The organism is Streptomyces sp. NPDC044984 (assembly GCF_040646935.1).
Lineage (GTDB): Bacteria > Actinomycetota > Actinomycetes > Streptomycetales > Streptomycetaceae > Streptomyces.
In genome coordinates, this window is record NZ_JBEZBE010000056.1 from 1 (window position 1) to 23,145 (window position 23,145).

The 23,145-nt window shown below is 71.7% G+C and carries 23 protein-coding genes; 10 read left to right on the forward strand and 13 right to left on the reverse strand.

Annotated features, from left to right (window positions below; translation table 11 throughout):
- Positions 1–397 precede the first annotated feature (397 nt).
- On the reverse strand, positions 398–1,039 hold the full coding sequence (locus AB0A94_RS35850; protein WP_361750835.1) for a DNA-3-methyladenine glycosylase: 642 nt from the start codon (positions 1,037–1,039) through the stop codon (positions 398–400).
- Positions 1,040–1,232: 193 nt separating this feature from the next.
- On the opposite strand from AB0A94_RS35850, the gene AB0A94_RS35855 reads away from it, so the two are divergent.
- The 3 genes from AB0A94_RS35855 (at position 1,233) to AB0A94_RS35865 (ending at position 3,313) form a co-directional block, all read left to right on the forward strand.
- Positions 1,233–2,015 carry a sporulation protein gene (locus AB0A94_RS35855; RefSeq protein ID WP_217132957.1) on the forward strand — a complete coding sequence of 261 codons (783 nt, stop codon included), beginning with the start codon at positions 1,233–1,235 and terminating at the stop codon, positions 2,013–2,015.
- Between the two features lie 42 nt (positions 2,016–2,057).
- Positions 2,058–2,597 carry a YbhB/YbcL family Raf kinase inhibitor-like protein gene (locus AB0A94_RS35860; RefSeq protein ID WP_361750837.1) on the forward strand — a complete coding sequence of 180 codons (540 nt, stop codon included), beginning with the start codon at positions 2,058–2,060 and terminating at the stop codon, positions 2,595–2,597.
- A gap of 209 nt (positions 2,598–2,806) precedes the next feature.
- Entirely contained in the window at positions 2,807–3,313 is a 507-nt protein-coding gene (locus tag AB0A94_RS35865) for an HNH endonuclease (RefSeq protein WP_311649380.1), read from the forward strand.
- A gap of 111 nt (positions 3,314–3,424) precedes the next feature.
- On the opposite strand, the gene AB0A94_RS35870 is transcribed toward AB0A94_RS35865, so the two are convergent.
- The 3 genes from AB0A94_RS35870 to AB0A94_RS35880 all read right to left on the reverse strand — a co-directional run bounded on the left by AB0A94_RS35870 (position 3,425) and on the right by AB0A94_RS35880 (position 5,845).
- Entirely contained in the window at positions 3,425–4,375 is a 951-nt protein-coding gene (locus AB0A94_RS35870; RefSeq protein WP_030858393.1) for an SPFH domain-containing protein, read from the reverse strand.
- 147 nt (positions 4,376–4,522) lie between these two features.
- Positions 4,523–4,954 carry an NfeD family protein gene (locus AB0A94_RS35875; RefSeq protein ID WP_361750840.1) on the reverse strand — a complete coding sequence of 144 codons (432 nt, stop codon included), beginning with the start codon at positions 4,952–4,954 and terminating at the stop codon, positions 4,523–4,525.
- Between the two features lie 93 nt (positions 4,955–5,047).
- Complete coding sequence (locus AB0A94_RS35880) at positions 5,048–5,845, reverse strand: ABC transporter ATP-binding protein (RefSeq protein WP_361750842.1); 798 nt, start codon at positions 5,843–5,845, stop codon at positions 5,048–5,050.
- Between the two features lie 162 nt (positions 5,846–6,007).
- Here AB0A94_RS35880 and AB0A94_RS35885 point away from each other — a divergent pair, with 162 nt between their 5' ends.
- The gene (locus tag AB0A94_RS35885; RefSeq protein WP_361750844.1) at positions 6,008–6,796 is read left to right on the forward strand and encodes a hypothetical protein; all 789 of its coding nucleotides are present in this window, start codon (positions 6,008–6,010) and stop codon (positions 6,794–6,796) included.
- 222 nt (positions 6,797–7,018) lie between these two features.
- Here the strand turns inward: AB0A94_RS35885 and AB0A94_RS35890 are convergent, their stop codons facing one another.
- From AB0A94_RS35890 to AB0A94_RS35900, 3 genes are all read right to left on the reverse strand, one after another.
- The gene (locus AB0A94_RS35890) at positions 7,019–7,264 is read right to left on the reverse strand and encodes a chaplin (RefSeq protein WP_217136886.1); all 246 of its coding nucleotides are present in this window, start codon (positions 7,262–7,264) and stop codon (positions 7,019–7,021) included.
- Positions 7,265–7,422: 158 nt separating this feature from the next.
- Positions 7,423–8,064, reverse strand: coding sequence for a response regulator transcription factor (locus AB0A94_RS35895; RefSeq protein ID WP_361750846.1), 642 nt, complete (start codon positions 8,062–8,064; stop codon positions 7,423–7,425).
- Complete coding sequence (locus AB0A94_RS35900; protein ID WP_361750848.1) at positions 8,057–9,202, reverse strand: GAF domain-containing sensor histidine kinase; 1,146 nt, start codon at positions 9,200–9,202, stop codon at positions 8,057–8,059. Before AB0A94_RS35900 ends, AB0A94_RS35895 begins: the two co-directional genes overlap by 8 nt.
- Before the next feature lie 253 nt (positions 9,203–9,455).
- Between AB0A94_RS35900 and AB0A94_RS35905 the strand changes: the two genes are divergently transcribed.
- The 3 genes from AB0A94_RS35905 to AB0A94_RS35915 all read left to right on the forward strand — a co-directional run bounded on the left by AB0A94_RS35905 (position 9,456) and on the right by AB0A94_RS35915 (position 12,268).
- Positions 9,456–10,154, forward strand: coding sequence for an SDR family oxidoreductase (locus AB0A94_RS35905; protein ID WP_361750850.1), 699 nt, complete (start codon positions 9,456–9,458; stop codon positions 10,152–10,154).
- Positions 10,151–11,194 (forward strand): S-adenosylmethionine:tRNA ribosyltransferase-isomerase, encoded by a 1,044-nt coding sequence (locus AB0A94_RS35910; RefSeq protein ID WP_361750852.1) that lies wholly within the window; start codon positions 10,151–10,153, stop codon positions 11,192–11,194. The genes AB0A94_RS35905 and AB0A94_RS35910 overlap by 4 nt, the downstream gene beginning before the upstream one ends.
- 342 nt (positions 11,195–11,536) lie before the next feature.
- Positions 11,537–12,268 carry a transglycosylase SLT domain-containing protein gene (locus tag AB0A94_RS35915; protein ID WP_361750854.1) on the forward strand — a complete coding sequence of 244 codons (732 nt, stop codon included), beginning with the start codon at positions 11,537–11,539 and terminating at the stop codon, positions 12,266–12,268.
- Positions 12,269–12,358: 90 nt separating this feature from the next.
- Here AB0A94_RS35915 and AB0A94_RS35920 read toward each other — a convergent pair whose 3' ends face one another.
- Positions 12,359–14,920: an FHA domain-containing protein gene (locus tag AB0A94_RS35920; RefSeq protein ID WP_361750887.1), complete on the reverse strand. Its 2,562-nt coding sequence runs from the start codon at positions 14,918–14,920 to the stop codon at positions 12,359–12,361.
- Between the two features lie 241 nt (positions 14,921–15,161).
- Between AB0A94_RS35920 and AB0A94_RS35925 the strand changes: the two genes are divergently transcribed.
- The gene (locus AB0A94_RS35925; RefSeq protein WP_361750856.1) at positions 15,162–17,252 is read left to right on the forward strand and encodes a streptophobe family protein; all 2,091 of its coding nucleotides are present in this window, start codon (positions 15,162–15,164) and stop codon (positions 17,250–17,252) included.
- 266 nt (positions 17,253–17,518) lie between these two features.
- Positions 17,519–18,727, forward strand: a complete 1,209-nt coding sequence (serB, locus tag AB0A94_RS35930) for a phosphoserine phosphatase SerB (RefSeq protein ID WP_361750858.1) — start codon at positions 17,519–17,521, stop codon at positions 18,725–18,727.
- A gap of 78 nt (positions 18,728–18,805) precedes the next feature.
- On the opposite strand, the gene AB0A94_RS35935 is transcribed toward serB, so the two are convergent.
- From AB0A94_RS35935 to AB0A94_RS35950, 4 genes are all read right to left on the reverse strand, one after another.
- Positions 18,806–19,324, reverse strand: a complete 519-nt coding sequence (locus tag AB0A94_RS35935) for a histidine phosphatase family protein (protein ID WP_361750860.1) — start codon at positions 19,322–19,324, stop codon at positions 18,806–18,808.
- Between the two features lie 65 nt (positions 19,325–19,389).
- A complete protein-coding gene (locus AB0A94_RS35940) occupies positions 19,390–19,596 on the reverse strand; it encodes a hypothetical protein (protein ID WP_361750862.1) in 207 nt (68 codons plus the stop codon).
- Positions 19,597–19,751: 155 nt separating this feature from the next.
- Positions 19,752–19,868, reverse strand: coding sequence for an SGM_5486 family transporter-associated protein (locus AB0A94_RS35945; RefSeq protein ID WP_361750864.1), 117 nt, complete (start codon positions 19,866–19,868; stop codon positions 19,752–19,754).
- Positions 19,869–20,227: 359 nt separating this feature from the next.
- Positions 20,228–21,538: a CynX/NimT family MFS transporter gene (locus AB0A94_RS35950; RefSeq protein ID WP_361750866.1), complete on the reverse strand. Its 1,311-nt coding sequence runs from the start codon at positions 21,536–21,538 to the stop codon at positions 20,228–20,230.
- 82 nt (positions 21,539–21,620) lie between these two features.
- Between AB0A94_RS35950 and AB0A94_RS35955 the strand changes: the two genes are divergently transcribed.
- Positions 21,621–22,313: a FadR/GntR family transcriptional regulator gene (locus AB0A94_RS35955; RefSeq protein ID WP_361750867.1), complete on the forward strand. Its 693-nt coding sequence runs from the start codon at positions 21,621–21,623 to the stop codon at positions 22,311–22,313.
- A 61-nt stretch (positions 22,314–22,374) separates the two neighbouring features.
- Here AB0A94_RS35955 and fabI read toward each other — a convergent pair whose 3' ends face one another.
- Complete coding sequence (gene fabI / locus AB0A94_RS35960; RefSeq protein ID WP_217136031.1) at positions 22,375–23,142, reverse strand: enoyl-ACP reductase FabI; 768 nt, start codon at positions 23,140–23,142, stop codon at positions 22,375–22,377.
- Positions 23,143–23,145 lie beyond the last annotated feature (3 nt).

Here is a 23,145-nt window from a genome sequence, read left to right on the forward strand (position 1 = left end):
GCTTTCCTCCGGGCGCTTCCCTTCGGTCTTGCGTTTCCGACTCTATCAGATCTTTCCGATCCGATTTCCTCGGTGCTTTCCGGGTTCCCGCTTCCACGTTTCCCTTTCCGGCGGTTCCGACTCTATCAGATCCTTTCGGGCCTGATTCCCGGTCGGCGGGATTTGCCGTTGACCTTTGACTTTCGCCTGTCGGCCTTTCGACATTCACTACGTTAACCGATTCCCCCGCTCGATTCATAATCGAGCTCCGCGATTCGGAATTCAGACATGCGGACATGACGAACCCGACCCCGCTGAGGGGTGATCGTAGATAGTGGTTTGGCCGCTTCCGGCTGCAGGCGATCGCCGTACCCGGTTCAAGCGGCTCGGTCTACATTACGCACCTTCCAAGACTGAGTCAACTTCGGCGGCGCCTCGGCACGTGGGCCCGGTAAGGACTCACCGTCGGGTCGTCGGCGACCCAGTAACGCCAGGGGTGGACGGCTCCCTCACCGGAGACTCCGGTCCGCGGGCCGTTGTTCACCTGCTCGGAGGGCACGGGGGTACCGGTGAGGATCCGTAGCGGGGTGTCGCCGTCGGCGCAGGCGTCCGTGCCGTTGAGCGCGCGGTCGACGCCGAGGGCCGTGGCCAGGCGGGCCGGGCCTTTGGCGAGTTCCTTGTCGTTGCGGGCCGAGAGTCGACGGGTGCGGGCGAGCTCGGCGCCCTCGATGATCTCGCCGGCCCGCAGCAGCACGGCGCTCGCGCGGCCCTCGGGACCGCACACGAGGTTCATGCAGAACCACATGCCATAGGTGAAGTAGACGTACACATGGCCGGGCGCGCCGAACATCACGTCATTGCGGGCGGTGCGACCGCGATAGGCGTGGGAGCCGGGGTCGTTCGGGCCGTCGTAGGCCTCGATCTCGGTGAGGCGGAGGGCGATCGGACCGTCCGGGGTGCTGCGGACCAGGATCCGGCCGAGGAGGTCGGGGGCGACCTCGAGGACGGGGCGGTCGAAGAACTCTCTGGGCAGGGGCGTACGGTCGGGGGTCGCGATCATGCCGTCCGAGGGTACTGGAGACGGGCGGTGCCACGGGGTGGTCAGCAGGCTCCGCGGTTACCAGGGTGTGGGACGCGGAACCGGCCCCGGCCGGATCGCGTTGTTAGGGATCAAGGGTCCATACGTACGTACGCATCGACGCAGGACGACGGATCAGGTGTGGCCCACGGGGGTCGCCTGGAGAGGGAGAGACATGGCGTTCAAGAAGCTGCTGGCGAGTCTGGGTGCCGGCGGGGCCTCGGTCGAGACGGTGCTGCACGAGGTCAACGTCGTTCCGGGCGGTGTCGTCCAGGGCGAGGTGCGGATCCAGGGCGGGTCCGTGAACCAGCAGATCGAGGGGCTTTCGGTCGGGCTGCAGGCCAAGGTCGAGGTGGAGAGCGGCGACCAGGAGGTCAAGCAGGACATCGAGTTCGCGAAGTCGTCGCTGGGCGGTGCCTTCGAGATCCAGGCCGGTGCGGTGCACGCGGTGCAGTTCGGGCTGGAGATCCCGTGGGAGACGCCGATCACGATGATCGACGGGCAGGCGCTGCGCGGGATGAACATCGGGGTGAGCACCGAGCTGGCGATCGCGCGGGCCGTGGACTCCGGTGACCTGGACCCGGTCAACGTGCACCCGCTGCCGGCGCAGAAGGCGATCCTGGACGCGTTCATCCAGCTGGGCTTCCGGTTCAAGAACGCGGACATGGAGCGCGGGCACATCCGGGGCACCCGGCAGAAGCTGCCGTTCTACCAGGAGATCGAGTTCCTGCCGCCGCAGCAGTACCGGGGGCTGAACCAGGTCGAGCTGAGCTTCGTGGCCGACGAGCAGGCCATGGACGTGGTGCTGGAGATGGACAAGAAGCCGGGTCTGTTCAGCGAGGGCAGCGACACGTTCCGCTCCTTCAAGGTGGGGCTGAACGACTACCAGGGGACCGATTGGACGGCATACCTCAACCAGTGGCTGTCGGAGGTCGGCAGCAAGCGCAACTGGTTCTAGGCTCGGTCCGCGACTGAACGCAACCGATCAGGAGGTACCGAGGTGACCGAGCTCAAGCGGCGGCCGCTCCCCCACGACTTCCATCCGCCCGTGCCGTCGTTCGCGGTGACGAGCGAGGACGTGCAGGAGGGGGCGACGCTCAAGGACGCTCAGGTCCACGCGGCCGGCAACACCTCGCCGCACCTGCGGTGGGAGGGGTTCCCGCCGGAGACCAGGAGCTTCGCCGTGACCTGCTACGACCCCGATGCCCCGACGGGCAGCGGGTTCTGGCACTGGGTGGTGTTCGACATCCCGGCCACGGTGACCGAGCTGCCGGCCGGTGCGGGGAGCGGCACGTTCGAAGGGCTGCCGGAGGGCGCGGTCCACGCGCGCAACGACTACGGCGGCAAGGACTTCGGCGGTGCCGCGCCGCCGCCCGGGGACGGGCCGCACCGGTATGTGTTCACGGTGTACGCCGTGGACCAGGAGAAGCTCGGTCCGGACGCGGACGCCTCTCCCGCCGTGGTGGGCTTCAACCTCCGGTTCCACACGCTGGCGCGTGCGCAGCTGATCGGTGAGTACGAGGTGCCCGCGGAGTCCTGAAGCGGTCCGGGCGGCCCCGAGGGTTCATGGAACGTTTGCCCGCCCCTGGTCATGGAATTGATCAGGGGCGGGCATTTTTGTTGCCGGGGGTCGCGGGGGTCACCTCCCGCAGGAGCAGCGGATATTGCGTTGTCCATCCCGGCGTGCCCGGCCAGAGTTGATCCCAGCCCGCCGAGGGGTGGGCCGGTGCACACGGGAGGTGGGCTGGTATGCGGGACACGCTGGTACTGAACGCGAGCTTCGAGCCGTTGTCGACGGTGACGCTGAACCGAGCCGTCGTTCTGGTGCTTCAGGACAAGGCCGTCGTCGAGCAGGCCCACCCCGAGCTGCGGATGCGTGGAGCCGCGGTCGACATACCGGCGCCCCGGGTGATCAGGCTCTGCCAGTACGTGAGGGTGCCGTTCCGAAGACAAGCACCGTGGTCGAGGCGGGGTGTCCTGGTGCGGGACCGGCACCGGTGCGCGTACTGCGGGCGGCGGGCGACGACCGTGGACCACGTGGTGCCGCGGTCGCACGGTGGGCAGGACACGTGGCTGAACACGGTGGCGTCCTGTGCGGAGGACAACCACCGGAAGGCGAACCGGACGCCCGAGCAGGCGGATATGCCGCTGTTGCGGCGGCCGTTCGAGCCTACGCCGGCTGATGCGATGCTGTTGGCGCTGGGCGCCGAGGACTTCGAGGCGTTGCCCGAGTGGTTGACGCTGGACGCGGCGTGAGGGCTTCGCCGTAGGGGCGCGGGCGCTGCCCGACCGCGGGTGCGTTGTGGCTTGTCGCGCAGTTCCCCGCGCCCCTTGGGGGTGCGGGGAACCCGTGATTTCAGGGTGCCGTCAGTCGATCGACGGCTTTTCGCGGCGTTCCTGGGAGGGGACGTTGGCGGTTCCCGAAGGGCTGTTGCCGCCGCCCATCGCGCCGAAGTTGCCCATCGCGCCGGAGAGGCCCTTGAGGGCGTCGCCGATTTCGCTGGGGACGATCCAGAGCTTGTTGGCGTCGCCCTCGGCGATCTTGGGGAGCATCTGGAGGTACTGGTAGGAGAGGAGCTTCTGGTCGGGGTCGCCGGCGTGGATGGCCTCGAAGACCGTACGGACCGCCTGGGCTTCGCCCTCGGCGCGCAGGGCCGCTGCCTTGGCCTCACCTTCGGCGCGCAGGATCTGGGACTGCTTCTCGCCCTCGGCGCGCAGGATCTCGGACTGCCGGACGCCTTCGGCCTGGAGGATCGCGGCGCGCTTGTCGCGGTCGGCGCGCATCTGCTTCTCCATCGAGTCCTGGATGGAGGTGGGCGGTTCGATGGCCTTGAGCTCGACGCGGTTGACGCGGATGCCCCACTTGCCGGTGGCCTCGTCGAGGACGCCGCGCAGGGCCGCGTTGATCTCCTCGCGGGAGGTGAGGGTCCGCTCCAGGTCCATGCCACCGATGATGTTGCGGAGCGTGGTGACGGTGAGCTGTTCGATGGCCTGGATGTAGCTGGCGACCTCGTAGGTGGCGGCGCGGGCGTCGGTCACCTGGTAGTAGATGACGGTGTCGATGTTGACGACCAGGTTGTCCTGGGTGATCACCGGCTGCGGCGGGAACGGGACGACCTGTTCGCGCAGGTCGATGCGGTTGCGGATGGTGTCGATGAACGGGACGACGATGTTGAGGCCCGCGTTGAGCGTCCGCGTGTAACGGCCGAAGCGCTCGACGATGGCGGCACTGGCCTGTGGGATGACTTGGATCGTCTTGATCAGGGCGATGAAGACCAACACCACCAGGATGATCAGGACGATGATGATCGGCTGCATCGTCGGTTCCCCGAACCCTTCTTCGCCTCGGCGCCTACGGCAGATCTTATGCCTGTGGAAGATCTCCGGTTGAAGATCTTGCTGGTCGAGTCTGACAGACCATCGATGCAACTGGGAGGTTGTTCGCCCCACTTGCGTCGTGCGCGGTCACATGATGATCGCTGTGGCTCCCTCGATGTCCACGACGTCCACTTCCTGGCCCACTTCATAGGCACGGCCGGCGTCGAGTGCGCGTGCCGACCAGACCTCGCCGGCCAGCTTGATCCGGCCGCCGGAGCCGTCGACGCGTTCCAGCACGACGGCCTGTTTCCCTTTCAGGGCGTCGACGCCGGTGACGAGTTGGGGCCGCTGGGCCCGGTGTCTGTTCGCGATGGGCCGTACGACGGCGATGAGGGCGGTCGAGACGACGGCGAAGACCGCGACCTGGGCGACGGCACCGCCGCCGAAGATGCCGGAGACCACTGCCGCGGCGACGGCGCCCACCGCGAGCATGCCGAGTTCGGGCATCGCGGTGATCACGAGCCCGATGCCGAGTGCCGCCGCGCCGATCAGCCACCACAGCCATGCGTCGATGTCCACGTGGTCATGGTAGGACCGCGCACCCGGTCGCCGACAGGGCGCCGATCAGTTTGAACGCGCCGTGCGGCTCCGGGCCTTGGGCCGCGGAAGGGTTCAGGACATCGGGAGGCCCTGGGCGGTGTAGCGGTCGCCGACCTGCTCGACGACGAGCGGGAGGCCGAAGCAGAGGGAGAGGTTGCGGGAGGTGAGTTCGAGTTCCAGCGGGCCGGCGGCGAGGACCTTCCCCTGGCGGATCATCAGGACGTGCGTGAAGCCCGGGGCGATCTCCTCGACGTGGTGCGTGACCATGATCATGGAGGGGGCGATCGGGTCGCGGGCGAGCCGGCCGAGACGGCGTACCAGGTCTTCGCGGCCGCCGAGGTCGAGTCCGGCAGCGGGCTCGTCGAGGAGCAGCAGCTCGGGGTCGGTCATCAGGGCGCGGGCGATGAGGGTGCGCTTGCGTTCGCCCTCGGAGAGGGTGCCGAACTTGCGGTCCAGGTACTCGGACATGCCGAGGCGGTCGAGGAAGGCGCGGGCGCGCTGCTCGTCGATGTCCTCGTACTCCTCCTGCCAGCCGGCGGTCATGCCGTAGGCGGCGGTGAGCACGGTCTGCAGGACGGTCTGGCGCTTGGGGAGCTTGTCGGCCATGGCGATGCCGGCCATGCCGATGCGGGGGCGCAGTTCGAAGACGTCGGTGCCGGGTGTGCCGAGGGTCTCACCGAGGATGCCGACGGTGCCCTCGCTGGGGTAGAGGTAGCTGGACGCGATGTTGAGGAGGGTGGTCTTGCCGGCGCCGTTGGGGCCGAGGATGACCCAGCGCTCGCCCTCCTTGACCGACCAGGAGACCTGGTCCACCAGAGCCCGGCCCTCACGGACCACGGATACGTCCTGAAGCTCCAGAACATCGCTCATGAGCGCGTTGTCTCCCCTTGCAGTGTGGCCGGTCTCGGCTGTCGCGTACGCCTGTGGGTCGGTCCGCCGCACCCGTGGGCGCAGCCCCTCATGAAATCTACGCCACTGGTCGACCCGGACATTCCTCCGGTCCGGTTCTCGGGCTCTGTCTAGGGTGTACGCATGCTCTCGGAACCTCGCTCTGGACGCCTCGCCGCTTGGGGAAACGCCCTTATTGCCGGACTTGTCTCACCGGATGACGCCGTGCTCGCGATCGTCGGGGAGGACGCGGTGCACCGGGTGGAGGGGTTGCCGGGTGAGTCGGCGCCCGTGGGGCTCACGCTGGCGCTGGGGCGGCTGCGGGCGCTGGGGGTGAGCGGGCTGCGGGTGGCGCTGCCTGCGCCGGGGCATCCGCTGGGGCTGAGCGGGCCGCCGGAGTTCAACGCGCGGGCGCTGGAGGCGGAGGAGGCGGTGGTCTGTCACGGGGCCGCTGTCGGGTTGGTGCCGGAGGTGTACGAGGCCGGGCCCGCGGGTGATGTGCATGTGGAGGTGGTGTGGCACTGCCTGCCGGTGCGGGAGGCGGTGCCGGCGGACGTGCCGTCGCTCGGGGAGGCGGAGCGGGAGCTGGCGGAGGCGCTGCGGGAGGCGACGGAGGTGCTGACGCGGCTGGACGTGGCCGGGTCGGGTCCGGTGGCGGAGGCGGCGATCGACGCGTACCGGGCGCGGGCCTCGGGGTCGCGGGTGCGGGAGGTGCTGGCGCCGGGGTATCCGCCTCGGGCGGCGCGGGTGCTGGAGCTGGCTCAGCGGGTGGGGATGTTGGTGTCGCTGGCGGGGAGTGGGGGGCACGGGGGTGCGGTGAGTGCGTCGGAGATGTCGGGGCGGGCTGCCGCGTTGCGGCCCGTCGAGCGGACGGCTCGGCGGGCGCAGGTGGCCGCGTACAACTCCGTTGTGGAGGAGCGGGGGGTGGGGTGAGGTCCCTCGGGTTTCGCGTGGCCGGCGTTGGTGCTGGGCGGGAGTGGGTCGCGCGGCCCGGCGCTTGCGGGGTGCCGCCGCGCCCACCCGTGCCGCCCCAGCGGCACGACTGCCCGCAGCTACGCGGCGCGACTGCCCGCGGCTGGGGCGGTGCGGCTGTGTAGTGCTGAGCCCCGGGCGTCCGGGTGGGGGGGCCGGGCGGCCGGGGCTTGGCGGGTGGCGTCAGTGGTTGACGGCGGTGTTGCCGAAGGCCGGGTTCAGGACGCCGATGACGTTGACGCTGTTGCCGGACACGTTGACCGGGACGTCGACCGGCACCTGGACGACGTTGCCGGAGACGACGCCCGGGGAGCCCACGGCCGTGCCGTCGGCGTGGCTGCCGTCGGTGGCGGAGGCCATTCCCGTACCGGCCGCGAGCAGACCGCCGGCCACCATCGTCACGGCCGCTGCCTTCTTCAGGTTCTTCACTTTCCGAGCCCTCCTTGCGATGACCGCGGCAGGCGCCGCGGTACGCACTGGAGAACGGCGGACGCCGCCGCGGGATACGGCCGTCCGGGGGACATTCCCACTACGGTATGAATCTCGGATCGGACGGGAACCTTCCGCAGCGCGTGCGGCGTCCCGGGTCAGCCGCTGAGGCCGTGGCGCACGGCCCACAGGGCGGCCTGGGTGCGGTCCGCCAGGTCGAGTTTCATCAGGATGTTCGAGACGTGGGTCTTCACGGTCTTCTCGGAGAGCACCAGGGCGCGGGCGATCTCCCGGTTGGCGCGGCCGTCCGCTATGAGCCCGAGCACCTCGCGCTCCCGTTCGGTGAGGGACCCCGCGCGCCCCGGGCCCGCTCCGGTCTCCTCCTGGGACAGCAGCGCGCCGGCCACCTCCGCCTGGAGCAGGACGTGCCCCGCGTGCACGGAGCGGATGGCTCCGGCGAGCGCGTCGGGGTCGACGTCCTTGTACACGTAGCCGGCGGCGCCCGCGCGGAGGGCGGGGACGACTGTGCGCTGCTCGGTGAAGCTGGTGACGATCAGCACGCGCGCGGGGTGGCCCAGTTCGCGGAGCCGGCGCAGCGCGTCCACGCCGTCCATGCCCGGCATCTTGACGTCCATGAGGATGACGTCGGGGCCCAGTTCCTCCGCCAGGGCGACTCCCTCGGCGCCGTCCGCGGCCTCACCGACGACCTCGATGTCGTCCTGCACCTCGAGGAAGGTGCGCAGGCCCCGGCGTACCACCTGGTGATCGTCGACCAGCAGCACCTTGATTGCGTCAGCCACCGGGGACCTCCATCTCGATCGTGGTGCCCTTGCCGGGCGCCGATTCCACGGTCAGCCTGCCGCCGACCCCGCTCGCCCGGTCCCGCATGGAGACCAGGCCCAGATGGCGGCCCGCGCCACGGACGGCCCGCGGGTCGAACCCGCCGCCGTCGTCGCTGACCCGCAGGACCGCTCCGCCGCCGCGGCGGTCCAGGGTGACGTCGACGTGGTCGCCGCCGGAGTGCCGCAGCGCGTTGTGCAGCGCCTCCTGGGCGACGCGCAGCACCGCCTCCTCCTGGGCGGCCGGGAGGGCGCGTACGCCGTGTCCGGTGAAGGTCACGCGCGCGGTGTGGGCGCGGTCGAGGACCTGGATCTGGGTGCGGAGCGTGGCGACGAGGCCGTCCTCGTCGAGGGCCGCGGGGCGCAGTTCGACGACCGCCGCGCGCAGTTCGTCGGCGGCCTCGGCGGCCAGGGCGGCGACCTGCTGGAGCTCGCCCTTGGCGCGGGAGGGGTCGCGGTCGACGAGGCGGGCGGCGGCCTGTGCGGTGAGCCGGAGGGAGAAGAGTTTCTGGCTGACGGCGTCGTGGAGCTCGTGGGCGAGGCGGGAGCGTTCCTCGGCGATGGTCAGTTCGCGGCTGCGTTCGTAGAGCCGGGCGTTGGTGAGGGCGATGGCGGCGTGCTGGGCGAGGATGCCGAGCAGATCCTCGTCGTCCTCGGTGAAGCCGCAGGTGCCCTCGGGTTTGGGGCACCTCTTGTTGGCGAGGAAGAGCGCGCCGATGACCTCGTCGCCGTCGCGGATGGGCAGGCCCAGGAAGTCGACCAGGTCGGGGTGGGCGCTGGGCCAGCCCTCGAAGCGGGGGTCGCGGCGCACGTCGGCGAGGCGCTGCGGGGTGGCCTCGTTCAGCATCGCGGCGAGGATGCCGTGCTGGCGCGGGAGGGGGCCGATGGCCTTCCACTGGTCGTCGCTGACGCCGTCGACCACGAACTGGGCGAAGCCGCCGTGGTCGTCGGGCACGCCGAGCGCGGCGTACTGCGCGTCGAGGAGTTCGCGGGCCGAGGCGACGATCGTCTTGAGGACGTCGCGCACCTCGAGGTGCCTGCTCATGGCCAGCAACGCGGAGCTCACCGCGGCGAGGCCGGACCGGGGGCCGTGACTCATGTCCTCACGGTACCGGCGGGCTGTGACAGCGGGATCGGACGTGTGTCGGCCGTCGGCCGGGCCGGTGGTCCTAGGCCGGAGGTCCCGTGGTCCCCGGCGGTGGCGTAGGTCGCCGGGCCCGGGGACGGTGGCGTAGGCCGAAGGGCCCCGGGGCGCTGCGTCCCGGGGCCGAGGCGGTGGCGGTGGGCCGGTCCCTAGGTTGAGGGCACGCCGATCGGGCGGCGTCGACGACGACGACGAGGGGACGGTAGGCATGTCGGTTGCGATCATCACGGGGGCTTCGAAGGGGCTCGGGGAGGCTCTCGCCCGGGCGCTGGCGGCACGCGGCTGGGATCTGGTGCTCGACGCGCGGGATCCGGTGCCCCTGGCGGAGGCCGCCGGGCTGGTGTCGGCGCACGGCACGCGGGTGACGGCGCTGCCGGGGGACGTCACGGACGCGGCGCACCGCGCGGAGCTGGTGGCGGCGGCGTGGCGGCTGGGCGGGGTGGACCTGGTGGTGCACAACGCGAGCGCGCTGGGCGCGGAGCCGCTGGTGCGCCTGGAGGAGCTGCCGCTGGAGGGGCTGCGGCGGGCGCTGGAGGTGAACGTGGTGGCGGCGCTGGGCCTGGTGCAGGAGGCGCTGCCGCTACTGCGGTCCGCGCCGGCCGGGGCGGTGCTGGTGGTCAGCTCGGACGCCGCGGCGGAGGCGTATCCGACGTGGGGCGGCTACGGGGCGTCCAAGGCGGCTCTGGACCAGCTGGCGGCGGTGCTGGCGGTGGAGGAGCCGGGGCTGCGGGTGTGGGCGGTCGATCCCGGCGACATGGCGACGGACCTGTACGCGGCGGCCGTACCGGACGACGACGGTCCGCGGCCGGAGCCGGCCCGTGTGGTGCCCGCCTTCCTGCGGCTGCTGGACGAGCGGCCGGTGAGCGGTCGCTACGGCGCTCCGGCGCTGCTGGAGGAGCGGCGATGACCGTGGTCGTCGAGGTGCCGGAGGAGTTGTCCGCGCGGGTGCCGGTGGAGCAGCGGGGGCCGGGTCTCGACCGGGACTCGGTGCGGCTGCTGGTGTCGCGGGGCACGGCGGTGTCGCACCACGCCTTCGTGGAGCTGCCGGGACTGCTGCGGGCCGGGGACCTGCTGGTGGTGAACACCTCGCCGACGCTGGCGGCGGCCGTCGGGGGGTGGATCGGGCACGCGCGCGTGGTGGTGCATTTCTCCACGCGCGGGGACGACGGACGGTGGGCGGTCGAGCTGCGGGATCCCGACGGACGCGGCACCACGCGTGCGCGCGCGGGCGCGCCCGCGGGTACAGAGGTGCGGCTGGTCGGGGGTACGAAGCTGGTGCTGGAGGAGCCGCTGAGCGCGCGGGGTGAGCGGCTGTGGTGGGCGCGTGTGCCGGGTGATGTGCTCGGGGTGCTGCGGGAACACGGGCGGGCCATCCGGTACGCGTACACGGAACGGGACCAGCCGTTGTCCGCCTACCAGACGGTGTTCGCGCTGCCGTCGCCGGACGGTGCGGGGAGCGCGGAGATGCCGAGCGCGGGGCGTCCGTTCACCGCGCGGACGGTGGTGGAGCTGGTGCGCCGGGGGGTGCAGTTCGCGCCGGTCACGCTGCACACGGGGGTGGCTTCGGCGGAGGCGCACGAGCCGCCGTATCGGGAGCGGTTCGCGGTGCCGGAGGCGTCGGCGCAGCTGATCGGGGCGGTGCGGGCGGGGGGTGGCCGGGTGATCGCGGTGGGGACGACGGCCGTACGGGCGGTGGAGTCGGCGGCCGGTGCGGACGGCGTGGTGCGGGCCCGCGCGGGGTGGACCGATCTGGTGGTGACTCCCGAGCGCGGGGTGCGGGTGGTGGACGGGCTGCTGACCGGGTTGCACGAGCCGGAGGCCTCGCACCTGCTGATGCTGGAGGCGGTCGCGGGGCGGGCGGCGATCGACCGGGGGTACGAGGAGGCGCTGCGCGGGCGCTATCTGTGGCACGAGTTCGGTGACGTGCACCTGGTTCTCCCGGAGTGACCGAACCACCTCACGCAGAGCATTGCTCCAGCAACTCCCGGTGAGACCTGGGGATGGCTGGTGTGAGGCCGGGCATAGGGTGCACGTCACGTACGAAGGGGATTAGGAGCGACATACCGTCCATTTGAGCGGGGCGTATGGCCCTCTCTGCACCGATTTACCCCTCCCTGATCCACTACCCGGCTTCGTACGTCACATCTTTGCCCCGCCATTTTGCGGCCGCTAAGAATGGCTGCGTCGCTCGGCGCCGTGGGTTTCCAGCCCGCGGCGTTCGTGCCGGAAGCACCCTGTCCCCACCGGACGTCGAGCGACCTCCGCGCTATTCGAAGAGGTCCATCCCGCATGTCCAAGAACATCCTCACCCGTGGTCATAGCCGTGCCCTGACCCGTCGCCACAAGATCGCCGCCGCCGGTGTCGCGGCCCTCGGTGCCGCCGCCATCGGTTTCTCGGCCGTCCCGAGCAACGCGTCCACGACCACCACGACCGAGGCCGCCGCCCCGACCGCGAAGGTGCTGTACAGCACCGAGCAGATCAAGGGCGTCCACGCCGGTGTCACCGACCAGATGGCGGGCGCCAGCGTCAAGGTCGAGCAGATCACGGCGAAGAAGGAGGCCGCCGCGGAGGCCGTGGCCAAGAAGGAGGCCGCCGCTGCCGCCGCGAAGGCCAAGGCGGAGAAGGCCCGTCAGGCCGAGGAGGCCGCCAGCCGTGCCGCCGAGCGCGCCGCGGTGAAGAAGGCCGCCCCCAAGACGTACGGCGACAACCTGGACGGCTGGATCCGTGAGTCCCTGGACATCATGAAGAAGCACGGCATCCCGGGCTCCTACGAGGGCATCCACCGCAACATCATGCGGGAGTCCTCCGGCAACCCGAAGGCGATCAACCTCTGGGACATCAACGCCCAGAACGGCATCCCGTCCAAGGGGCTGCTGCAGGTGATCCCGCCGACCTTCGAGGCCTACCACGTCCCGGGCACCCCGAAGGACATCTACGACCCGGTCGCCAACATCACCGCCGCCTGCAACTACGCGGCCGACAAGTACGGCACCATGGACAACGTCGACAGCGCGTACTGAGGTCGGCGCGGACCTCTTCTCGCGAACACGAACGCCGAAGGGCGGCACCCTCCTGACGGGGTGCCGCCCTTCGGGGTCGTACGGCGCGGATCACTTGCGCATGACCTCGGGCTCGTGGCGGCGCAGGAAGCGGGCCACGAAGAAGCCGCAGATCACGCCGAGGACGAGCAGTGCGCCCATGTCCATCACCCAGGCGCCGACCGTGTGCTCCCACAGCGGGTCGGTGTCGCCGGCCGTCTCCGGCGGGCTGATCTTGTTGAAGTCCAGCGTGGCGCCCGACGCGGCGACCGCCCAGCGCGACGGCATCAGGAACGAGAACTGGTTGACGCCGATCGAGCCGTGCAGGGCGAACAGACAGCCGGTGAAGACGACCTGGATGATCGCGAACATCACCAGCAGCGGCATGGTCTTCTCGGCGGTCTTCACCAGCGCGGAGATGATCAGACCGAACATCATCGAGGTGAAGCCCAGCGCCATGATCGGCACGGACAGCTCCAGCAGCGTGAGGCTCCCGAAGACCAGGCCCTCCTCCGGGATCTCCCGGCTGGAGAAGCCGATCACGCCGACCAGCAGGCCCTGCAGCACGGTGATCATGCCGAGCACGAACACCTTGGACATCAGGTACGCCGAGCGGGACAGGCCGGTGGCGCGCTCCCGCTCGTAGATGACCCGTTCCTTGATCAGCTCACGCACGGAGTTCGCCGCGCCCGCGAAACAGGCGCCCACCGCGAGGATCAGCAGGACCGTGGTCGCCGTGCCGTTCGGGATGATCCGGCCGGTCTGCGGGTTCGGCGGGTTGGGCAGCAGGCCCTTGTCCGCGTCGATGAGCAGGCTGACCGCGCCGAGGACGGCCGGCAGGATCACCATCAGGGCGAGGAAGCCCTTGTCGGAGACGATCACCGAGACGTAGCGGCGCACCAGGGTCACGAACTGTGACATCCAGCCCTGCGGCTTCGGCGGCCGCATCGCCTGCATCGGCGGCACCTGTACGGACTGCGGCGCGACGGCGTCGATGTCCGCGGCGTACATCTGGTAGTGCTGCGAGCCCTTCCAGCGGCCCGCCCAGTCGTAGTCGCGGTAGTTCTCGAAGGCGGAGAAGACGTCGGCCCAGGTGTCGTAGCCGAAGAAGTTCAGCGCCTCCTCGGGCGGGCCGAAGTAGGCGACGGAGCCGCCGGGCGCCATCACCAGGAGCTTGTCGCAGATCGCCAGCTCGGCCACCGAGTGCGTGACGACGAGGACCGTGCGGCCGTCGTCGGCGAGGCCGCGCAGCAGCTGCATGACGTCGCGGTCCATGCCCGGGTCGAGGCCGGAGGTCGGCTCGTCCAGGAAGATCAGCGACGGCTTGGTGAGCAGCTCCAGGGCGACGGAGACGCGCTTGCGCTGGCCGCCGGACAGGGAGGTGACCTTCTTGTCCTTGTGGATGTCCAGCTTGAGCTCGCGCAGCACCTCGTCGATGCGGGACTCGCGCTCGGCGGCCGTGGTGTCGGCGGGGAAGCGCAGCTTGGCCGCGTACTTGAGGGCCTTCTTGACGGTCAGCTCCTTGTGCAGGATGTCGTCCTGCGGGACCAGACCGATGCGCTGGCGCAGCTCGGCGAACTGCTTGTAGAGGTTCCGGTTGTCGTAGAGGACCTCGCCCTGGTTGGCGGGGCGGTAGCCGGTGAGGGCCTTGAGGAGCGTGGACTTGCCGGAGCCGGACGGGCCGATGACCGCGATCAGCGACTTCTCGGGGACGCCGAAGGAGACGTCCTTGAGGATCTGCTTGCCGCCGTCGACGGTGACCGTCAGGTGGCGGGCGGAGAAGGAGACCTCACCGGTGTCGACGAACTCCTCGAGCCGGTCGCCGACGATCCGGAACGTCGAGTGACCGACGCCCACGACGTCGGTGGGGCCGAGGAGTTGTGAGCCGCCCTTGGCTATCGGCTGACCGTTGACGTACGTGCCGTTGTGCGAGCCGAGGTCGCGGATCTCCATGCGGCCGTCGGGCGTGGAGTGGAACTCGGCGTGGTTGCGGGAGACCTGGAGGTCGGAGACGACCAGGTCGTTCTCCAGCGCACGGCCGATGCGCATCACGCGGCCGAGGGAGAACTGGTGGAACGTGGTGGGGCTGCGGTCGCCGTAGACCGGCGGCGCACCCGCGCCGCTGCCGGGGCCCTGCTGCTGCGGGATGTGCGGCGCGGGCTGCTGCGCCACCGGCTGCTGCCAGCCGGGCTGCTGGGCGGGCGGCTGCTGCTGCGGCGCCTGCTGGGACCAGCCGGCGTTCGCGCCCTGGGCCGCGTACGGCTGCTGTGGCTGGGCCTGCGGCGCGGCGGCCTGGGCCGCGGCGCCTGCTCCGGCTCCCGCTCCCGCACCCGCGCCTGCGCCTGCGCCGGACAGCGTCACGCGCGGGCCGTCGGTCGCGTTGCCCAGGTTCAGCACCGTGTCGGAGCCGAACTCCAGGTGGTGGATCCGCTGCCCCTGCACGAACGTGCCGTTGGTGCTGCCGTGGTCCTCGACGACCCAACTGCGCCCGTTGAAGCTGATCGTGGCGTGACGCCAGGAGACCCTGGCGTCGTCCAGCACGACGTCCCCCTGCGGATCGCGCCCGAGGGTGTAAGCCCTGGACGGATCGAGCGTCCAGGTCCGTCCGTTTGATTCCAGTACGAGTTCCGGCACTCCATGCCCCACTGAGTTGTCCCCCGAATTTCCCCCATCGCAGGGAGTCTAGGGATGTCGAACATCGGGGGGAACTATTTCAGGCCGGGCCCCCTGACCGAAAGTCGGGCCTTGTCACGAGCGCGCACCAAGGTGTTCACCGGCTTTCGTCAGCGGGGTTGAAATCGGCCCGGAGAGTGGTAAACCACGCGAGGGGGACATGCGCGGCCGTCACGCCGCGTCGCGGATCGGGGGGTCTGCCATGAGTGCTGTCACGGACGTCCACGCCGCGGAGCGGGGTGGACGCGTGCCCTGGGTCGACGTGGTGATGTCCGCGGTCGCCGCGGTGAGCTGGGCGCTGATCGGGATGGCGGGGACGGCGGCGCTCGGGCTGCGCCTGCTGGACGCGGACGCCGCCGGTTCGCCGGGCCCGATGACCGCCGCGGTGGTGGCTCTGGGTGCGGGCGGTTCGGTCACGCCGTCCGGTGACGTGTCCGCCTTCGGGCTGTCGGGCGCGGAGGCCGGCACGGCCTTGGAGGTCACTCCGCTGGGTGTGAGCCTGGTGGGTGCGCTGTTGCTGTCGTACTTCTTTCTACGGTCCTTGCGGGCGGCGGGAGTCGTGGTCTCCGGCGCCGAACTCCTCGCACGTGCGGGCGCGGTGGTCGGGCTGTTCGTGGCGATGACGGGCGGGCTGGTCTGGGCGGGGCACGACGTCGTCACCATCGACGGGGGTTCGCTGGGCCTTGGCGACCTGCCGGGAGTAGGCGGTGGCGGGGTCGAGATCCCGGGGCTGGGCGATGTCGGAGGGCTGCTGCCGGACCGGGTGGGTGACCTCGTGGACGCGGAGGCCGCGGTCGGGTTCACCGTCGACACCGCGCCGACGCTGCTGGGCGGCCTCGGCTGGTCGGCCGGCGTCCTGCTCGTCGCGCTGCTGGCGTCCCGCCGCACTCCTCTGCCGCGTGGCTGGGACGCCGTGCACCGTGTCGTGCGGCCGGCGGTGTCCGCCCTCGTCGCGGTGGGGCTGACGGCGGTGGCGGCGGGGCTCGCGGCGGCGGGGTACGCGGCAATCGGCGACGACCATCCCCGGCGGATCGCGGGGGCGGCGCTGCTGGGGGCGCCGAACGGGGTGTGGACCGGGGTGTCGGTCGGTCTGTTCGTGCCGTGGGACGGGCGGGCGAGCGGGGTGCTGCTCGGGGCGCTGCCGCACCCCGTGGACGATCTGCTGCGGGTCGGCTCGGACCGGTCCGTCACGCTGGGCCGGCTGGCGGAGTTCGACGGGCGGGTGTGGCTGCTGGCGGTGGCCGCCGCGCTGATGATGCTGCTGGCGGGGGTACTGACGGGCGTGCGCACACCGGTCGGGGACGCGGCGGATCGCGGAGCGGCCGGTTTCGCGGGGCGGTGTGCGCTACGGCTGGGTGTCGTTACGGCGCTGGCGCTGCCGTCGCTGGCCTGGCTGACGGAGGTGTCGGCGAACGCCTCGCTGTCCGTGCTGGGCTTCGACGCGTTCGGCGCCGGCATCGAGCTGCGCGGCCGGCTCGGCACGGCGCTCCTGCTGGGCGCGGTGTGGGGGGCGGGCGCGGGCGCCGCGGGAGCGCTGCTGGCCCGGTGGAGCGGGGCGGCGGGGGCGCGGGCGGCGCCGCTGGCACGGAGTGACATCAAGGCGACCGGGGAGTGGCGGGCGGCGTCGGCCGTCGAGGGCCCGGACGGAGGGAGGACCGCCGGGCCCTACGAGCCGGGGGCTCCTTACCGCCCACCGAACCCGGACACCAATCCGTATCTGCGGGTGTCACGGGAGACGTGGGCGTCCCGCAGCACGTCACGGGAGCCGCACGAATCGCGGGAGCAGGGGCCGTGGGGGACGCACGGAGCGCGGGGCCCCGAGGACACACCTCGGGGGCCCGGGGCGCCACCGGGTGCCGGTGGACCGGACAGGCGCGAACCGCAGGAACGACGGGCACCGTGGAGGCAGGGACCCCCGGGATCGCGGGAGCGAGGGCCGTGGGATGCGCATGAGGCGCGGAGGCCTGAGGACGCGCCGGGAGAGGTCCGGGGACCGTCGGCCGGTGGGGATCCCGGGGCGCCCGGGGACGGCGACGGGGGTGGCGCCGGGAGCGGCGACATCTACGGGGCGCCCACCGTGATCCGGCCGGTCGGGCCGCCCGGGCGTGGGCCCCGGCGCGGGGCCGGGGAGCGGGGCGGGGCTCGGGACGGGGCTCGGGGCGGGGACGAAGCCGGAGGTGGTGGGCGGTCGCTGTGGCCGGACGGGGGGCCTCCGCCTCCACCGCCGCCTCCCCCGGTCCCGCGGAAGCCGCCGCCACGACAGCCGGACGGGCGGGAGGCCGACGGACGATGAGCCCACACCACGGGAGGCCCACGGACGATGAGCCCGCACCACGGGAGGCGGTCACGCCGACGACCGGACGGCCGTGAGGCGGGCCCGCAGGACACGGACGGCCGTGCGGCGGCCCTCGCGGGACACGAGTGGGTGGAGGGTGGGTGACCTGCGGGAGGTCGCCGGTGCGCCGTGTGCGGGACACCGGCGCGACAGGCAGTGTTCGCTGTCCGGCTGGCGGACCTCGGAGGCGCGGGGCACTGGGTGCCGGATACGGTGGGAACACCATGAGCGCATCGCAGACCACCGACGTCCCCACCCTCCTTGTCAAGATCTTCGGCAAGGACAGGCCGGGCATCACGGCCGGCCTCTTCGACACCCTCGCCGCCTACTCGGTCGACGTGGTCGACATCGAGCAGGTCGTCACCCGTGGCCGCATCGTGCTCTGCGCGCTCGTGACCGAGCCGCCCAAGGGGCTGGAAGGGGACCTGCGGGCGACCGTCCACAGCTGGGCGGAGTCGATGAAGATGCAGGCCGAGATCATCTCCGGCAAGGGCGACAACCGCCCGCGCGGGCTCGGCCGCTCCCTGGTCACCGTGCTGGGCCACCCCCTCACGTCGGAGGCGACGGCCGCGATCGCCGGGCAAATCACCAGGACCGGCGGCAACATCGACCGTATCTTCCGGCTCGCCAAGTACCCGGTGACAGCCGTGGAGTTCGCGGTGTCCGGAGTGGAGACGGAGCCGCTGCGCACCGCCCTGGTGACCGACGCGGCACGGCTCGGCGTCGATGTCGCCGTGGTCGGGGCTGGGCTGTACCGGCGGGCGCAGCGCCTGGTCGTCATGGACGTGGACTCCACGCTCATCCAGGACGAGGTGATCGAGCTCTTCGCCGCGCACGCCGGCTGTGAGGACGAGGTCGCCGAGGTGACGGCAGCCGCGATGCGCGGGGAGCTGGACTTCGAGCAGTCGCTGCACGCGCGCGTGGCGCTGCTGGAGGGGCTGGACGCCTCCGTGGTGGACAAGGTCCGCAGCGAGGTGCGGCTGACGCCGGGCGCCCGCACCCTGATCCGTACGCTGAAGCGCCTCGGCTATCAAGTGGGCGTGGTCTCGGGTGGGTTCACCCAGGTCACGGATGATCTGAAGGAGCGGCTGGGGCTGGACTTCGCCCAGGCCAACACCCTGGAGATCGTCGACGGGAAGCTGACGGGCAAGGTCACCGGGGAGATCGTGGACCGGGCGGGCAAGGCCCGGCTGCTGCGCCGGTTCGCCGCCGAGGCGGGGGTGCCGCTGTCGCAGACGGTGGCGATCGGTGACGGTGCGAACGACCTCGACATGCTGAACACGGCGGGGCTCGGTGTCGCCTTCAACGCCAAGCCGGTGGTGCGCGAGGCGGCGCACACGGCGGTGAACTTCCCCTTCCTGGACACGGTCCTGTACCTGCTCGGCGTCACCCGCGAAGAGGTCGAGGCGGCGGACACGCTCGACGTGGGCTGAGCCGCCCGGGCCGGGGCACGAAGAGACACGGGCCCGGTACCGACGGACGTCGGTGCCGGGCCTCTGCCGTGCCGGTGGTCACTCGGTGGGCGCCCAGTAGTCGACCAGCGTGCCGACGCCGGGCTCGAGGGACTTCCAGGAGCCGGTGAAGGACAGGACGGCGAAGGCGGCCGCCGGGTAGCCGCGCCGGCTCATGCGCTCACGGGCGTCGCCCTCCGCCGCGCCGGCCAGGATGTCGGCGAGTGCCTGGACGCCCGGGTTGTGGCCGATCAGCAGGACGTTCTGCGCGTCGTCGGGGGTTTCGTTGAGCAGGGCGATCAGCTCACCGGGGGAAGCGTCGTAGACCCGCTCCTCGTAGACGGTTTTCGGCCGCTGCGGAAACTCGTGGACCGCGAGCTTCCAGGTCTCCCGGGTCCGGACCGAGGTGGAGCACAGGGCCAGGTCGAAGGCGATACCGGTGTCGGCGAGCTTGCGTCCGGCGACGGCGGCATCCGTGCGGCCCCGCTCGGCGAGCGGGCGCTCGTGGTCGGAGACCGGGGGCCAGTCGGCTTTCGCATGCCGGAAAAGGACAATCCTGCGGGGTTCTGCGACGCTCATGTGACCCAGCTTCGCATGAAACAGGCCATGAGGCGCAGGGAGTTGACCGGCGCCTCCGGGGGTGTTCAGCGGGCTATGAGCTGCTGCGCGCGCTCGACGAGGTGGGTGAGCACGGGCTCACCGGCGGCCGCGTGGGCCTCGGAGGGGTTGAGGATCAGGGTGAGCAGGGCGACGAAGGCGAGGGTGGGCAGGGCCAGGGCCCACCACGGCAGCCGGGTGGCGACGCCACCCCGGGGGGCCGGGTGGGGCCGGGTGTGCGTGCGCGCCGACATGAGGGCCTCCGCTCTTCGTATGGTCCGTGGCCCGCTTCTCGCGGCCACATCTCGAAGGTACGGATCGTCGGGGACTCAACCCATCCGGTGATCCACCCACTTGACCCTGAGCCTGACCCCCTAGGGGATGGTGGTGCCAGCACCACCATGGGCCGTCACGGCGCGAGGACGCTCGCGATCACTCCGATGACGATGAAGATGGCGAAGAACGCGCCGAAGACGAGCAGCATCTTCTTCTGGCCGTTCTGCGGATTCGGGTCGAGGACTGGCATACGGCAAGTCTCGCACCCCGCTCGCCTGCGGCGGGCTTCGGGGGTGGCGCGGCGCGGGTGGCCTGCCGGCCGGGCGCGGGTGACCTGCCGGCCGGGCCCTCCGGCGCGACGGTTCCGCCGGCCGGTCCATGCGGTGCGGCGGGGCCGGGACGGTGCAGCACCGGCCCGGGGCGGTCGGGGCGGGGGCTCCCGGCCGTGGAGCGCTCGTTCGTTTCGCCCCCCGCCGCCTCTTCCCGTCCCGTTCCCGAGGGCTCCGCCCCCGGACCCCCACCGCGCCCACGCCGCGGAGGCCGCATGGCGACACAGCCCCGCACCCCTGAGGAGGAGGGGTCGGCCGGGGTTGGAAGGGGGCGGGCCGGTCAGGGGGTCGTCGCCTCGTCCTCCACCGTGCGGTCGCGGCCGGCCAGGACGCCCACGATCATCTGCGGGATCATCAGGCCGGCCATCAGCGCGATCGGCAGGCCCCAGCCGCCGCTGTGCTGGTAGAGCACGCCCACCAGGAGCGGCCCGGGGATGGAGAGCAGATAGCCGGTGCTCTGCGCGAAGGCCGACAGCTGGGCCACGCCCGCGCCGGTCCTGGCCCGCATCCCGACCATGGTGAGCGCCAGCGGGAAGGCGCAGTTCGCTATGCCCAGCAGCACCGCCCAGGCCCAGGCACCGGCGGCCGGCGCGAGGTACAGGCCCGCGTACCCGACGAGGCCGCTGACGCCCAGCGCGAGCGCGATCGGGCCCTGGTGGGGCAGCCGGGTGGCGAGGCGCGGGATGACGAAGGCCAGCGGTACGCCCATCACCATGGTGACCGCGAGGAGCAGCCCGGCCGTGCCCGCGGGGACGCCCGCGTCCCGGAAGATCTGCGCCATCCAGCCCATGGTGATGTAGGCGGCGGTGGCCTGGAGCCCGAAGAAGACGGCCAGCGCCCAGGCGGTGCGGCTGCGGGTGATGCGCAGCCGCACCGGCGCCTCGGCGGGAGTGTCCCGTCCGGCACGCTCCCCGTCGTGCTCCGGTTCCCGTGCCCGTACGAAGGGCAGCCACGGCAGTACGGCGGCTGCCGCCAGGGCCGCCCACACGGCGAGGCCCGAGTGCCAGTCCCCGCCCAGCGCGTCGGTCAGCGGCACGGTCACGGCCGCCGCCGTGGCGGTGCCCAGGGCGAGGGCCATGGAGTACAGACCGGTCATGGAGCCGACCCGGTCGGGGAACCAGCGCTTGACGATGACCGGCATCAGGACGTTGCTGACGGCGATGCCCATCAGCGCCAGCGCGCTGGTGGCCAGGAACGCCGCCGTACCGCCCACGTACGGGCGTATCAGCAGGCCGGCGCCGATGGCGACCATGCCGGCGCAGACCACCGCGCCCGCACCGAACCGGCGGGCCAGCCGCGGCGCGGTGACGCCGAAGACCGCGAAGCACAGCGGGGGCACGGAGGTGAGCAGTCCGGCCACGCTCCCGCTCATGCCGAGCCCGTCGCGGACCTCCTCCAGCAGCGCGCCCAGGCTGGTGATGGCGGGGCGGAGATTGAGCGCGGCCAGCACGATGCCGACGACGAGCAGTCGCGTCCGCCACGCGCGCGTGGCACCGGTCCGGGGGACGGCCCGGCGGACGGTCCGTGCCCCGGACGCGGCCGGTGTGCGTACGGTCGTGGACGTGGGTGTCCGGGTTTCCTCGCTAGCCATGACGCCCATCATAGAATCATGGGATGATTGGTTGTCCATGCCGAGGCCGCCGTGCGGCGCCGCTGTCGTGCGAAGGTGTGTCATGCCGCTGAGTCATCCCCGTCGTTCGGCCCTGTCCGAGCAGGTCATCGCCGCCCTGCGGGCCCAGATCACCTCGGGCGAGTGGCCGGTCGGCGCGCGCATTCCCACCGAGCCGGAGCTGGTGGAGCAGCTGGGAGTGGCCCGCAACACGGTCCGTGAGGCCGTCCGCGCGCTGGCGCACAACGGGCTGCTGGACATCCGCCAGGGCTCGGGCACGTACGTGGTGGCCACGAGTGAGCTGGCGGGCGTGATGCACCGCCGCTTCGCCGACGCCGACCCCCGGCACATCGCCGAGCTGCGTTCGACCCTGGAGTCGGCGGCGGCGCGGCTGGCCGCCGAGCGGCGCACGGAGAAGGACCTCAAGCAGATCGACACCCTGCTGCTGCGCCGGGAGGAGGCCTGGGAGTCGGGTGAGGCGGAGGCGTTCGTGGCGGCGGACGCCACGTTCCACCTGGCGGTCGTGGCCGCCTCGCACAACGACGTGATGACCGCGATGTACGCGGACCTGAGCGAGGTGCTGCGGGACTGGCTGCGCGGCGACGTGGGCGAGGGCATGTCCCCGGAGATGCACATGGACCACGGGCGGCTGGTGGACGCGATCCGCGCGGGGGACGCGGCGACGGCGGCCGAGGAGGCCGCCGCCTATCCGTTCATGTGCCGTCCGAGGCTGTTCGGCCCGCCCGCCGCCGGCTGAGCCGGGCCAGCGCGAGGGCCCGCACCCCGTACGGGATGCGGGCCCTCGGCAGGGCGTCCGGTCAGGCGCCGATGGCGTGCAGACCGCCGTCCACGTGGACGATCTCGCCCGTGGTCTTCGGGAACCAGTCGCTCAGCAGGGCGACGACGCCCCGGCCGGCCGGCTCGGGGTCCTTCAGGTCCCACTCCAGCGGGGCGCGGGTGTCCCACACGGAGGCCAGCTCGCTGAAGCCCGGGATGGACTTGGCGGCCATGGAGCCGATCGGGCCCGCGGAGATCAGGTTGCAGCGGATGTTCTGCTTGCCCAGGTCACGGGCCATGTAACGGCTGGTGGCCTCCAGGGCGGCCTTGGCGGGGCCCATCCAGTCGTACTGCGGCCAGGCGTACTGCGCGTCGAAGGTGAGGCCGACGACCGAGCCGCCGTTCTGCATCAGCGGCAGGCAGGCCATGGTCAGCGACTTCAGGGAGTACGCCGAGACGTGCATGGCGGTGGCGACCGACTCGAACGGCGTGTTGAGGAAGTTGCCGCCGAGCGCGTCCTGCGGGGCGAAGCCGATGGAGTGCACGACGCCGTCGAGGCCGCCGAGCTCCTCGCCGACCACGTCGGCCAGGCGGCCCAGGTGCTCGTCGTTGGTGACGTCGAGCTCGATGACCTTGGCGGGCTTGGGCAGCTTCTTGGCGATGCGCTCGGTGAGGGTGGGCCGCGGGAACGCGGTCAGGATGATCTCGGCGCCCTGCTCCTGGGCCAGCTTGGCGGTGTGGAAGGCGATGGAGGACTCCATCAGCACACCGGTGATCAGGACGCGCTTGCCCTCGAGAATTCCGCTCATGGT